Annotated in this window: 9 protein-coding genes; 4 read left to right on the top strand and 5 right to left on the bottom strand. The window is 45.4% G+C overall.

Translation table 11 applies throughout. The features are described from left to right. Positions 1-315: 315 nt before the first annotated feature. Positions 316-1,494, top strand: coding sequence for a MalY/PatB family protein (locus HQR03_RS02730; protein ID WP_173239042.1), 1,179 nt, complete (start codon positions 316-318; stop codon positions 1,492-1,494). 134 nt (positions 1,495-1,628) lie between these two features. Here HQR03_RS02730 and HQR03_RS02725 read toward each other — a convergent pair whose 3' ends face one another. The 5 genes from HQR03_RS02725 to HQR03_RS02705 all read right to left on the bottom strand — a co-directional run bounded on the left by HQR03_RS02725 (position 1,629) and on the right by HQR03_RS02705 (position 9,343). Next, the gene (locus tag HQR03_RS02725; RefSeq protein ID WP_244951958.1) at positions 1,629-3,497 is read right to left on the bottom strand and encodes a BCCT family transporter; all 1,869 of its coding nucleotides are present in this window, start codon (positions 3,495-3,497) and stop codon (positions 1,629-1,631) included. A 31-nt stretch (positions 3,498-3,528) separates the two neighbouring features. Continuing rightward, positions 3,529-4,035, bottom strand: coding sequence for a cupin domain-containing protein (locus tag HQR03_RS02720; RefSeq protein WP_173239041.1), 507 nt, complete (start codon positions 4,033-4,035; stop codon positions 3,529-3,531). 159 nt (positions 4,036-4,194) lie between these two features. Continuing rightward, the gene (locus HQR03_RS02715; protein WP_173239040.1) at positions 4,195-5,760 is read right to left on the bottom strand and encodes an FGGY-family carbohydrate kinase; all 1,566 of its coding nucleotides are present in this window, start codon (positions 5,758-5,760) and stop codon (positions 4,195-4,197) included. A gap of 32 nt (positions 5,761-5,792) precedes the next feature. After that, complete coding sequence (locus HQR03_RS02710; RefSeq protein WP_173239039.1) at positions 5,793-7,439, bottom strand: glycerol-3-phosphate dehydrogenase/oxidase; 1,647 nt, start codon at positions 7,437-7,439, stop codon at positions 5,793-5,795. A gap of 164 nt (positions 7,440-7,603) precedes the next feature. Beyond that, complete coding sequence (locus tag HQR03_RS02705; RefSeq protein WP_173239038.1) at positions 7,604-9,343, bottom strand: FAD-binding oxidoreductase; 1,740 nt, start codon at positions 9,341-9,343, stop codon at positions 7,604-7,606. A 718-nt stretch (positions 9,344-10,061) separates the two neighbouring features. Here HQR03_RS02705 and guaA point away from each other — a divergent pair. The 3 genes from guaA (at position 10,062) to HQR03_RS02690 (ending at position 13,547) form a co-directional block, all read left to right on the top strand. Further along, on the top strand, positions 10,062-11,681 hold the full coding sequence (gene guaA / locus HQR03_RS02700) for a glutamine-hydrolyzing GMP synthase (RefSeq protein ID WP_173239037.1): 1,620 nt from the start codon (positions 10,062-10,064) through the stop codon (positions 11,679-11,681). Positions 11,682-11,992: 311 nt separating this feature from the next. Continuing rightward, positions 11,993-12,679: a zinc ribbon domain-containing protein gene (locus tag HQR03_RS02695; RefSeq protein WP_173239101.1), complete on the top strand. Its 687-nt coding sequence runs from the start codon at positions 11,993-11,995 to the stop codon at positions 12,677-12,679. 52 nt (positions 12,680-12,731) lie between these two features. Further along, entirely contained in the window at positions 12,732-13,547 is an 816-nt protein-coding gene (locus HQR03_RS02690) for a hypothetical protein (protein WP_173239036.1), read from the top strand. Positions 13,548-13,611: the final 64 nt, after the last annotated feature.

The following is a 13,611-nucleotide window of genomic DNA, read 5'->3' as shown; positions in this document are numbered from 1 at the left end:
TGATGTATATTTTAACGCTCGCACTATCAACGTATTCTGACGTAAACAACTGAAAACCATTCAGAGTTCGCAGTTTAAATGTAGCACTAATGGTGGAGGGCAATTCAACTATTGTTAGTATTACTCCTCCAAAGGTCGTTTAAGCCGATGGATAGATAATGACGGTTGAGTAAAGCTTAGATTTCTAAGGCGTGTCCTCATTTTTAGCTCATTTAGGCGCTTTCGTCCAGATTGAAGATAGGCCCTAATCATTTAAACAGTAAAGACAACGCTATTATCTAGACTTATAATAAGTGACCACTATCTTTTAGGAAAATGTCAGTGCTATACAACTTTGATGAAATAATCGACAGACGAGATACGGGATCGGTCAAATGGCATTACTTTGATGACACGATTCCGCTATGGGTCGCGGATATGGATTTTAAGGCTGCCGCGCCAATCTTAAACGCGGTTGAGCAAGTCGCACAGCATGGCATATTGGGCTATACCAAACCCACTGCGACCTTGTTTGATGCGATTATTAACTGGCATGGCAGTCGTTATAATTTACAGCTAGATAAAGAAAACATCTTGTTCTCGCCGGGTGTCGTGCCAAGCCTCGCGCTGATGATGCACATCTTTACCGAAGTAGGCGATGCGGTACTGGTCAATGATCCCATTTATACCCCATTTATGACTAAGGTGAAGCAAAATAATCGCACGCTAGTGATGTCGGCATTAAAGGAAATTGACGGTAAATATCAACTGGATTTGGACGATATCGAAGCTAAGATAATTGAGCATGACGTCAAGCTTTATCTACTCTGTAATCCGCACAATCCGGGCGGGCGGGTGTGGACGAGAGAGGAGCTTAAAGCGCTGCTTACGCTATGTAAAAAGCACAATGTAGCGATTGTCAGTGATGAAATTCATCAAGATTTAACCTTAAGTGGTTATACGTTTACGCCTTTGTTAAAGCTAGCAGAAGCCGAAGGATACGCGCATAAAGTGGTCAGCTTAACCTCCATGACTAAAACCTTTAATGTAGCGGGTATCAAAGGCTCGATGATCTTTGCTAAAGATGAAGCGTTACTGAAAAAAATCAGTCAGCAGCAGAATTTAAATGATGAATACGAGCTGAATTTATTTGCTTATACGGTGATGCAAAGTGCTTATGAAGAGGGCGGAGAGTGGCTAGAGCAGGTACTGACTTATATTGAGAAAAATATCGAGATCACGCTAGACTTCTTAGCAGGGCATCTGCCTGATATCAAGGTGATGCGCCCAGAAGCGTCGTACTTGATTTGGCTCGATTGCTCGGCATACGGTGAGGACAATCAGACGCTTTATGACAAATTGCGAGAAGCGAAAGTTGAGCTAAACTCGGGTATTAAATACGGTCGCGAGGGACATCTAAAAATGCGTCTTAATGTGGCTTGTCCTGAGGCGCTACTTCGTGAGGGATTGAATCGGGTTTATGCGGCTTTTGGTGATGTCGTTAAGGACTCATAAAGCTGTTGCAAGATTTGGGCTATAACGGATGAATAATAAAAAAGGCTGGGCTACCAACGTAGCCCAGCCTTTTAATTTGATACTTTTTAATTTGATATTTTAGAAAAAGCTTAAATACAGTCACTTTAGATTAGCTACTTATCATTTCCATTGTTTTCAGCATTTTCAGTATCCTCGCGCATTTGCTCCCATTCATCTTGCTGTGCCAATATAGAGCCTTCAAGCGCTTCTGACGTTTCGCCTTCTTCCCACGGTGCATTATCAGGCAGCTCTTCGATATGAATGGTTTTTAGACCATAATCAGGCTGATAAGCGAGATCATAACGCGCGGCTTTAATGACCGAAACCATCATCATCGATAGAATGATAATGAGCGGCGCGCCAGCGATAATAGAGGCGGTCTGCAAGGTTTGCAGATCTCCTAAGAACATCAAAATAGCGGGTAATAAACACAACGTGAATGCCCAAAATAGGCGGTTCCAACGATGCGGCTCATCGTCCACTTCTACTTGCACGACAGACGCTAAGATATAAGAGATAGAGTCAAAGGTCGTGGCGGTAAAGATAGTGGCTAAAAAGGTGAAGACCGCGATGACTAAATAAGACATCGGTAGGCTATTTAAGATTGCAAAGATGGCGGCAGTGGGCGACTCATTATTTAGGACGGCAACCACATCGACGGCGCCCGTCAATTGCAGATATAAACCGTAATTACCTAAGATAATCATAAACATCGCACAGCCAAGCGAGCCATAGAACATCGAACCTATGACCATATTACGAATCGTACGTCCTCTAGAGATTTTGGCAATAAACAGGCCAATCGTCGGCGCAAACACCAACCACCACGCCCAATAGAAAATCGTCCAATCTTGCGGGAAGGTCGTGTGTTTAAAACCGAACTCTTGGAAATCTTTAAAGGGTTCTATATAGGTCATCATGCGCGGCATTTCGGTGATAGAGCGCCCGATAGCTTCTAAGCCCGTATTTAAAATAAAGACAGTCGGCCCGACAATCAGAATAAATAATAAGAAAACGACGGCCAAATAAAAATTGATATTGGAGAGTTTTTGAATCCCACCTTTTAGCCCCTGATAGGCACTATAAGCGAAAATCATGGTGGTAATTAACAGCACTACAATCTGCATGGTGATGTTACGCGGTAAACCAAAGAGATTGTATAAACCCTCGTTGATAAGCGGAGAGGCAAGACCTAACGTCGTCGCGCCACCGCCAACCATGCCAAAGACAAACAACACATCGAGCATTTTGGCCCAATTGCTGCTAGCCAGTTTTTCACCTAATAATGGCATGAGGGTTTGACTGACCTTGAGTACCGGTGTCTGGCGCACATAATAAAAGTAAGCAATAGGCACCGCAGGTACTAAGTAGATAGCCCAAGCGACAGGCCCCCAGTGAAAGATGCCGTAAGTGGTCGCCCAGCGGATAGCATCGGGTGAGCCGCCTGCTATATTGAAAGGAGGGCTTTGATAATAGTAGGCCCATTCAATCAAACCCCAGTAGAGAATACTGGCACCAATGCCGCCGCAAAACAACATCGATGCCCAAGAAGCATCGGAGAACTCAGCGGTTTCTTCTGGACGGCCCAGCTTGATCTTACCAATATCAGAAAATACGATGTAAATAACGAATAACATGGCAAGCACGCCAAAGGCTAAGTAAGCAAAGCCAAAGTTGTCCCCGACAAAGCTACGCGCTATGCCAACCCAAGCTTTACCTTGCTCGGGGAAAAGTATCAAAGGTATAGCAATACTAAAAAGGATGGCGAGCACCATACCAAAAGTGAATTTGTCGATACGGGTATCGGGTACGTGATCCGGTCGCCATTGCGGAATGGACATCCCCACATCAAAGGTGCCTAAATGTGGCGGCTTATGATGCTTTGAGCGTGCTTTGACATAATCTGGTAGATATTCTTTTGAAGATTTGCTCATGCTTTTATCAGGTTTTTGGCTATTTGGCATATTGTTGGGGTTACCCATTATCTTTTCTCTTTATATGTGGCGTTATATTTTATACCTCTCCTAGATCTGCTAAGTCTACAAATTCCTTTTTGCCATGAATAGTATACATTCTGCGCTTGATGTCTGGATAATTGCAAATATCAATTGCCGGTCTGCTGCCGCCCATGAGGTAAACGGCGTCTGTATCGCTATCATTACGCATAGAATGTGCTGCGCCATGCGCTGGAAAACCCACAAAATCACCAGTATTTAATTGATAATGCTCATCACCATAACGTAGCGAAAGTGTGCCCGATAGCACATAAATAAACTCATCAGACTCTTCATGATAGTGATGCTGCGTGGTCTCATCACCCGGCTCAACACGTACGAGATGTAAGCCAAATTTAGTCAAACCAACGATGTCACTCAATGAGACTGTATACCGAATAGCATCCTTATTGAATTGATGGACATGTTTGGTTTCAGAAGTATGGTCAATAGCAGACTTGGTTAGGATGTAATCTCGGATACTTTTAGCTGTTTCTTGTAGTGGCTCTTGCAGTGGCTTAGTCATCGTCTATCTCCATTATTCTTATGTTGCGCCTAAGTCTATAATAGCTACAGTGGATTCAATTTAGAGAAGATATCTGTAGCCACAGAGTGACGATGTATAGATGCTAGTTCAAGCGAGGTTAACACCGTCATTTTTATGGTGATTGACTAGAAGCTTGCTTCACTTGGCAGGATATCCTGTGATGTCTTGAATGCTTTGGTATAAGGGTTTTAGGCGCTCGTACATCTTCAGATAGACCTCGTTATACAGACGCTTATAGAGTTGTACGTTGGCTTCAATCGGGACGAATTCGTCGCCTAAATGGGTCATGGCTTCGCTGGCTGTAGCGTGGTCAGGATAGACGCCGAGACCCACCGCGCAGTTGATGGCAGCGCCGAGGCCAGTAGCTTCAAAAGTGTGCGGGCGGTAGGCGGGCATGGCAAAGATGTCGGCGGTGAGCTGCATGGCGGCGTCACTTTGGGAGCCGCCGCCTGAGACGCGCAGGTGTTTGATGGGTTTGCCGGTACGTTTTTCGATGGTATCAAAGCCAAGTTTAAGCTCGTAAGCCAGCCCTTCTAAGATGGCGCGATAAATATGCGCGCGTGTATGCACATCACCAAAACCGATAAGTGCGCCTTTGCCTTCAAGCCCCGGATGACGGACACCGGGTGACCAATACGGCTGCATCATGAGTCCCATACAGCCGGCTGGAATGTCTTTGACGGCGGCATCGAGGAGTTTTTCGGTGTCGATACCTTGGGTTTTGGCAAGTTGCTGCTCGTAGTGAGCGAATTGTTCTTTAAACCAGCTGACCATCCAAAAGCCGCGATAAATCATGTACTCGTGGTTGTAGTAGTGCGGGGCGGCGGCGGTGTAGGCGGGCATGTGTTTGAGGATTTCGACGTAATCGGGGGAGATGGTATTGATAGTGGCGGTAGTGCCAAAGCTAAGACACGCGGTGTCGGCGGCAAGTCCCGCTGCGCCTAGGGCTTCGCAAGCTTTGTCACTGGCGGCGGCAATCATCGGTGTGCCTTTTAAGATACCCGTAGCTTTGGCTGCTGCCGCGCTAATTTGACCGAGCTTTCGCCCCGGCGGAATAATTTTGGGCATTTGCTCTGGTCGACAGCTGAATAAGCGCCACTTTAAATCTTTAGGTTTTAGCCATGCTTGCGCTTTGAAGTCATAAGGCAAGTAGCCAACCGAATGGCCTGTCGAATCAGCGAGTTCGCCTGTGAGTTGATAGGTGAGGTAGGCGGAGAGATTGACATAGTGCGCAGTCTTTTTCCAGATTTCAGGCTCGTTTTGCGCGAGCCAATTACAGCGCGCTTTTTGCTGCGCTTCTTGCACCAGCTCGCCCATGCCGATGATTTTGGTTAGCGGATTTAAGTAACCAATATCATTGGTTTCAGCGCGGCGCAAATCCATCCATACAATAGCAGGGCGTAGCGGCTGTTTGTCTTTATCCAAACAAATCATCGTATAACGCTGAGTGGCGAGACTGACACCGGCGATTTGCTCAGGAGTAATGTCAGACGTTTGCCAGAGTTGCTGGCAGGCCTCAGACAGCTTTTGCCAATAGTAGTCGGCGTGCTGCTCGGCATAATTGGGCTGCTCGGAGAAATACGGCTCGATAGGCACGCGCGCTTTAGCAATCTCAGTGCCAAATTGATCAAAGATAAGCGCTCTGACGCTTTGGGTACCATTATCAATGGCTAAGAAATAAATAGGGTCATCAAGGGTGGTCATAGTCGTCCTTAACTATGTGGTGATAAAAAACATTAAGCCGCAGGCAGATGATAATAATGCTGCCATAAGTCTTGATAGCGAGCGACTTCTTGCTGCCACTTTTGCTCATCCCAGCCAAGCTCTTGCTGACAAATTTGCTTCAGTCTGGCACTGATTAATGGCGTCATCGCACCATGCGGCAGTATCAACCCTAAGCGCGTACGACGCAGTAGTAGGTCATCCAAATGAATGACTTGCTCATAGCGTGCAGCAAAACGAATCTCCGCCCAAATGGTATTGCTGTCGGTGACATAAGCCAAATCGTCGTCATGGGCAAGTTCAAGCAACCTATCGAGCTGTAGACCGTAAAACCCTTGTAAGCGCTGTTGTAGAGATTTTGGTAAAGTGGCGAATTTGGGGTTGGTTGGGATTTGATTGCTAAAGACTTGGTCGCTGTCTAGGTTGTTGTTTTGAACAACTGATTCATCAAGGGCGAGCACTTCTTGACACTTTTTAAGGACATCAAGCGCAATGAGGCGAAAGGTCGTGAGCTTACCACCGCTGACGGTCACTAAATTATTATCTAGCCACACGCTATGATCGCGCTTTTCTTTGCTCGGACTGACGCGCTTACCGTCGCCACCTTCTGAAATCAGTGGACGCACGCCCGCCCACGTGCTGATGACATCCTCTCGATTGAGATCGGCATCATCAAACAGCGCATTGGTCGCCGCTAGTAGGTAATCGACCTCTTCGCTAGTAATACCGACCTCTTCATCGCCTAATGGTGGATGATCCAAATCGGTGGTGCCAAGGACGGTGCGGTTTTCCCACGGAAAGACGAACACCGCTCTTTTATCGACAGGGTGTAAAAAAGTATAGGCCTGATGAATAGGCAAGCGCTCTTGACTGACTACCAAATGACTGCCGCGTGAGGGACGGATCTGCTTATTAAAGGTTTGCTCCGTTTGCTTACTGGCTTGCATCCGTAAGCTGTCTGCCCAAGCGCCCGTCGCACTGACCACCACTTTGGCATGAACATCGTAAGTCTGATCGCTATCTTTAGAAGCAGTGTCTTTTAAAGTTGCACCCACCACCAAGCCCTGCTCATTGGTGATTAACGATTCAGCTTTGAGATAATTAATCGCCTGCGCACCGTCATTGATTGCTTCGTCTAAAACGCGCATAACTAAGCGCGAATCATCGGTGACCGCATCGCTAAACTGGCTAGCCCCCAAAAAATTATTTTGCTTGATATGAGGATTCAGACGCAAAAAAGCGTCCTTTTTAAAGTAGGTAAAATAGCGCTTGCCTGCGAGCCTATCGTAGACACGAAGCAAAGTATTAAATATCCATGGCGGTGGGAACTTGCCTTTATAATGCGGCATGACGAAATGCATCTCGTTGACCAAACCGCCAGCCTCACTCAGCATGCGCTCACGTTCACGCACGCTAAGCAAAGTCGTTTTATAATCGCCTGAGGCAATATAGCGCAGCCCACCATGTACCATTTTACTAGAGCGGCTGGACGTGCCCCAAGCAAAGTCTTTTTGCTCAATTAACAACACCGCTAAGCCGCGCCGCGCTGCTTCGCGGGCAATCCCAGCACCAGTAATACCGCCGCCAATAATGAGCATATCCCAAGGCTGCGTTTGAGATAAGGGCGCTAGGGCTTGCTCACGTTGTTTAGTTTGGTTCATAGGTGATTCATCTTAGTTATCCATTGATATGACATAGGCAGTTTTAAACAAAAAAGCGTCATGATTACGGTGTGCGACAGCAATATTTTTTCTTGCGCGCTGCGCCAGACAGAGGCTGCGTAAAAAATATTGCTATAGCACTTATCATTCCTCTTTTTAAGCAATCACTCTTCGAGCAACACACCCGGATTCATACGCTGCTCAGGATCTAAGCTTTTGATCATATCGCTGGTGACTTGCAGACCAAGCTCGCCTTTTTCGGCAACGAGATAAGGCGCGTGATCACGGCCAACACCATGCTGATGCGATATTGTCGCTGTACCATTGGCCAAACTTAAACTGGCCGCCTTTTTAATTTTTTGCCAGCGTTTTAAGGTAGCAGCATGATCTTTTGCCGCTCTAAAAAAGTAAGTCGTATAAAGACTGGCACCTTGTTTATAAACGTGCGAGATATGAGTAAACGCCATGACGTCTTCGCCTTCATCTGCTAGCGAAGTTTTCACCGCATCCTGCATCTGTGCCATTTGCTCATCGATATTAATCCAGTTGGTCGCGGTCTCAAAGGTATCGACCATGATGCCTTTTTCCCACAGAGTGCCACGAAGATAAGGAAACTTAAAACGCCCGTGTGCCCAGATATTGCCCATGATATCGGTCAGCTTACCCGTGACACTGCCGTGCTGCTTTAATAATTTATTGAACTGGGTCAGCGCGAGTTTATTCTGCGCTTTATCGCCTGAGACGCCGTAAGTCAGCATGACTTTATCTGAGCTAAGCCCGCGCGCTTTTAGATAAGTGCTAATAGCCAAGAATTGACTCGGCGTAGTGCCCAGATGTAAGTGTGCATCGGTCTCGACTGCATTACTGAGACGTAGCATAGACAGACGAACATTGCTCTGCACCGCTTGTTTTAGTACGGCTTTACCTGCTGCCCAATTGGGTAAAAAGGCAACTTTAAATAGCTCTTGTTCCGGTTGTGACTGTACGCGCATTTTTACTGTCGTAAAGATGCCGGCGCGACCTTCGGTGCCCATCATCATCTCACGCAAATCAGGCCCTGCGGATGAAGCGGGAATATCAGCGATATTTAGTACGCCTTGTGGCGTGACTAAGGTACCACCCGCAAACATCTGCTCGATACGCCCGTAGCCCAACGACTGCTGACCACTAGAGCGCGCGGCAATCCAGCCGCCAAGGGTTGATAGCTCCCATGACTGCGGATAGTGTCCTAGACGGTAACCGTGCTCATCCAATTGCGCTTCAACAGCTGGCCCTTGTGTGCCTGCACCAAAAGTCGCGATTTGGCTCTCGGTATCCAAGTCAATCAGCTGATCCATCTTGCTCATGGCGATGGTCAGTACGGGACGTGAGCCCTTTTGTGGATTGATATGACCAACGACGGAAGTACCACCACCAAAAGGAATGACGATAAGATCATGCTCTTGGGCTAATTTAAGTAATTGCTCAACATCATCAGTCGATTCAGGGAAAGCCACGCCGTCAGGGAAGACTTCAAAGTCGCCACCGTGCATAGCGATCCAATCGGGAAAGCTTTGCCCACGCGCATGTCTGAGTCTGACCTCTTGATCGGTCGATACCATATTGAGATCGGTAAGCTCAGCAGGGAGTCGTGATTTGGGTACGGTTTTGAGCACTTGCTGCAAGCTGACAGACTTTAGCTTATTGGTTGTACCGATGTGTGATTTGATTAATTTCGCACCGTGTGGTGAGACTTTTTTGTTGATACTGACATTGCCCCAACCATTCCAGCGCGTTTGCTCGATGGGTGTATTTGATTTGGAAGTCATATCGAGACTGGTATTGTCGGTATTTTTGCTATCAGAGGTGATTGCAATAGGAATACTTTTATCATTTTTGCGGATAAGGGATTTGATTTTGCTCATAGAAGTTTAGCCTTTCGATTTATTATATAGTCACATTTTATATAAATCGGATGCGAGGTCAGGCGCGCTCAGTCTACTATCCTGTAGACACTTCACTCGTCTTCCCTGTATCCAAATTATCCTGAACCGACTATCACTTTTATTTAGGTTTGGATTGAGATCTGGTGTTAATCATTAGAGCCAATATAATGATCGCTTAACGGCAGATAGTGAGCGACAGCTAGCGATGCTATAACCTACCTACTATCAAATCATTACAACGTCAACCTCGCTGACCATACTAATGTATAGCTTGTACTCGATTGCTTTGTATTAATATATATTGATATCATTTGCGAATGACTATATATCTACCGTGCTAACGTTAAACTGCTTATCATTTGAGCATATCACAATATAAACAAAACGTTTATACGTACTCGTCATTTGTATAATAAAAAATTATCATTTTTGTTAAACAGTCCTATTATTAGGACTTACTCGAATATAAATGTCATCTCCACCTAGCTATTTATTAAGAGCTATTTATTGAGCTTGCTGTCTCTTTTTTTCCCACGCTTGCCTTCTGACATTCAAATAATCGTCAATATTCGCTAATAACGGGTCATCGCTATTGATAACTAGCAAAAATCGTCAATAATTAACCATCTAATAGCCAATAGAGGGCGTAAACTTGTTAAAATAGGCCACCAATTTATTTATTGATGGACATCGATTTATGACCACTGCCGCTGCCACTTCTACAATACCAACTATCAAGCAAGACCGCATTCTTATCCTCGATTTTGGCTCGCAATATAGCCAGCTTATCGCCCGCCGTGTGCGCGATTCTGGGGTGTTTTGTGAGATGCTACCCTTTGATATCGACACTCAGCGCATTACTGATTTTGGTGCCAAAGGCGTTATCTTGTCAGGCGGCCCTGAGAGCGTACACGCAGAGAATAGCCCACGTATCAACGATGCCGTGTTTGACTTGGGCGTGCCAGTATTGGGCATTTGCTACGGTATGCAGGCGATGGCAGATCGTTTTGGCGGGCAAGTTCATGCCAGTGATATCCATGAATTTGGCGCAGCGACGATTAACGTCAATGGTCATTCGCAGCTGACCGATGGCATAGAGGACAAGACGACGGAAGAGGCGACTACTCAGCTCAATGTCTGGATGAGTCATGGCGATAAAGTGATTGAAGCGCCACAAGGTTTCGATATCATCGCCAATACGCCAAGCTGCCCGATTGCGATTATGGCTAATGATGACAAGCAATACTACGGTCTACAGTTTCACCCAGAGGTGACGCACACCCTACAAGGTCAAGCGCTGCTAGGTCGTTTTGTCCATCAGATTTGCGATTGTGCTGGTGAGTGGACGCCAGACAATATCGCTGATATGCGTATTGCGCAGCTCAAAGAGCAAATCGGTGACAAGCAAGTATTGCTCGGACTATCGGGCGGCGTGGACAGCTCAGTGGTAGCAGCGTTATTGCATAAAGCGATCGGCGATCAGCTTACCTGTGTATTTGTAGACAACGGCTTGCTGCGTCTGAACGAAGGCGACCAAGTGATGCAAATCTTTGCAGAAAACATGGGCGTTAAAGTCATCCGTGTTGATGCAGAAGATTTATTCTTAAACGCCCTAGCAGGCGAGTCTGATCCAGAGAAGAAACGCAAAATCATTGGCAAAACCTTTATTGACGTATTTGCTGAGAGCGCCCGTCAAGTGAGCGAGCAGAGCGATGGTAAAGTCGTTGAGTTCTTGGCGCAGGGAACGATTTATCCTGACGTCATCGAATCAGCTAAATCACATCAAGGCAAAGCACACGTGATTAAGAGCCATCATAACGTTGGCGGTTTGCCAGATGATTTGGCATTTAAGCTGATTGAGCCGTTACGTGATTTGTTTAAAGATGAAGTCCGCAAACTGGGTGTTACTTTGGGTCTGCCAGCCAAAATGGTCTATCGTCATCCGTTCCCTGGTCCAGGTTTGGGCGTGCGTATCCTTGGCGAAGTGAAAAAAGAGTATGCAGATATTTTGCGTCAAGCCGATGCGATATTTATGGCAGAGCTAGAAAAATCAGGCTGGTACGATAAGACAGCACAAGCATTTGCGGTATTCCAACCCATCAAATCGGTCGGTGTGGTCGGTGATGGCCGCCGCTATGCATGGGTAATCGCGCTACGTGCAGTTGAGACGGTAGACTTTATGACCGCGCGCTTTGCACATCTGCCGTATGATTTGATCGAGACGGTATCGAACCGCATCATGAACGAAATCGCTGATGTGTCACGTGTGACTTATGATGTGTCGAGCAAGCCGCCTGCTACGATTGAGTGGGAATAACACTTAATAAAAGCAAACTAAAAATCTGATTAGCGTCGTCAAACTCGTTCAGCCTACTTGATGTAGTGCTATCACTCGTTTTCCTCGCTACTCAAATTTTTTGAATTGATATACAGCTTATCGTCAATAAAAAAACACTCAACTTGGTTGGGTGTTTTTTATTGCTTAAAATACGCAGGTGATTATGAATACCATATTTTTTTATTGAACATTTGTCTTTATTGTCTATAATATGGTCGACTTTAATCGGTTTTATTTATCATTGAAGTTGAGATAAAACTACAAACCGTTCAGTAAAACTAAGGGATAAGATGCTTTGTAATAACTGTGGTCAAGAAAACTCAAATGAAGCGGTTTTGTGTTCAAACTGTGGACACAATCTGTCTGACATTCAAGGACAAACACCACCACCGTTAACAGCGGTCAATATTTCTAAAGATGCGCAAAGCATGCAAAACACACCATCATCTGACTCTCAGACAGCTGATACTTTACTGGCAGCTTTTGTTGGTGAAAAGTATGATGATTTCTACCGTAATAAATGGTTTAAAGATAGTGAGCCACGCCTAGAAGTTAATAACGATGGTTCGAGCATTCACAGTTTTAATATTGCCGGACTTCTCCTGGGAACGTCTTGGTTGTGCTATCGTAAAATGTATCTAGTCGCTTTTTTTATTGTACTTGGCATTAATGCAGTTGATTTAGTCTTAATGCATCTGCTCGGTATGGAGGCGTATAGCTCTATAGGTCAAACCAGCTTTTTTGTCGCATGGGCAGTATTGACGGGTATGTTAGGTAATTATTTTTACTTCAGTCATAGCGTTAAAAATATTAAAACAGCCATGAGTAGCACAGCAGATCCAGCTACGCTTAAACAAGCATTAGCGGAAAAAGGTGGTACATCATGGGTTGGCGCCATCGTGGGTAGCATATTATCAGTATTGCTATCTATGGGTATGTCCTATTTGTTTGCCCCTGATTGGTTTTGGTTGGTGTAGCTAGCTTGACTGATAAATAAAGATAGTGTCAAATTGAAAAGGTGGATAATCAATGATGAACTCATTAAAACAAGCATATGATTTGGAGCTAACGGATAAAGATCATGGGCAAGGTTGGGCTTTTGGTCGCCCAGTCGGCATCACCACGGATCAATGGCCGCGAAGCAGGATTAACGGTCTACCGATGGCGCACTTATGGACGATATTAGTGCCTGAAGCGTATCGCGTAAAAGGGAAAGATCTCGTGGCAATATCGCTTTTTCAAGCGGATGATCATGTTGAAGATAGGGTAGACGGTGTTGAAGATATGATTGCTAACCTCACTGAGGTGAATCATACAGACGCTGAGAATTTTTGGACATCACTGAGTCGCTATGCTAACCATCGTCACCCTCAAGAAATCTATCTTGAAGATATGATTGGTGGTGGCTGGGCATTGATTTGGCTAACCAAGGAGGAGTTTGAAGGTGAAACGACAACACTGCCTAACAAAGAAAATGGTATATATCCAGACTATGAAATTGAAGAGTGGAGTAGTACTTGCTTTGTCAAAGATGCACCTGCTCAGTTTATTCAGCACGTTGTCCGAATAGATGATCCTAATGTCGGAAAAATGCTTGATGAGTGGCCAGATGAAGACGATGAAAATGCTTATATTCCGATGTTTTCTACTAAAGGCGATTCATTAAATCTTGATAGGTTTCATGCAAAAAATCACTTTGGTGGTACGGCCAATCCCATTCAAGCGATGCCAGAATTTAGCCCTTTTTATATTGAGTTTGAAGAAACGCTTGGCGATGCCAATATGGGCGGTGGTAACGGGCAAATTGATTTGCTGAATAATGAGTTTGATTGGGCGTGTGGCTAGTTGTTGATAATGTAGAAGTGGCTTATGATGTGTCGAGCAAGCCACCTGCAACGATTGAGTGGGA

This window comes from Psychrobacter okhotskensis, from assembly GCF_013248965.1.
Lineage (GTDB): Bacteria > Pseudomonadota > Gammaproteobacteria > Pseudomonadales > Moraxellaceae > Psychrobacter > Psychrobacter okhotskensis.
This window is presented reverse-complemented; position numbering and strand designations above follow the sequence as displayed.

Coding starts and splice junctions, on each gene's coding strand:
- HQR03_RS02695 (WP_173239101.1), top strand. CDS start 11,993: ATGCTTTGTAATAACTGTGGTCAAGAAAACTCAAATGAAGCGGTTTTG.
- guaA (WP_173239037.1), top strand. CDS start 10,062: ATGACCACTGCCGCTGCCACTTCTACAATACCAACTATCAAGCAAGAC.
- HQR03_RS02715 (WP_173239040.1), bottom strand. CDS start 5,760: ATGACCACCCTTGATGACCCTATTTATTTCTTAGCCATTGATAATGGT.
- HQR03_RS02725 (WP_244951958.1), bottom strand. CDS start 3,497: ATGGGTAACCCCAACAATATGCCAAATAGCCAAAAACCTGATAAAAGC.
- HQR03_RS02705 (WP_173239038.1), bottom strand. CDS start 9,343: ATGAGCAAAATCAAATCCCTTATCCGCAAAAATGATAAAAGTATTCCT.
- HQR03_RS02720 (WP_173239041.1), bottom strand. CDS start 4,035: ATGACTAAGCCACTGCAAGAGCCACTACAAGAAACAGCTAAAAGTATC.
- HQR03_RS02730 (WP_173239042.1), top strand. CDS start 316: ATGTCAGTGCTATACAACTTTGATGAAATAATCGACAGACGAGATACG.
- HQR03_RS02690 (WP_173239036.1), top strand. CDS start 12,732: ATGATGAACTCATTAAAACAAGCATATGATTTGGAGCTAACGGATAAA.
- HQR03_RS02710 (WP_173239039.1), bottom strand. CDS start 7,439: ATGAACCAAACTAAACAACGTGAGCAAGCCCTAGCGCCCTTATCTCAA.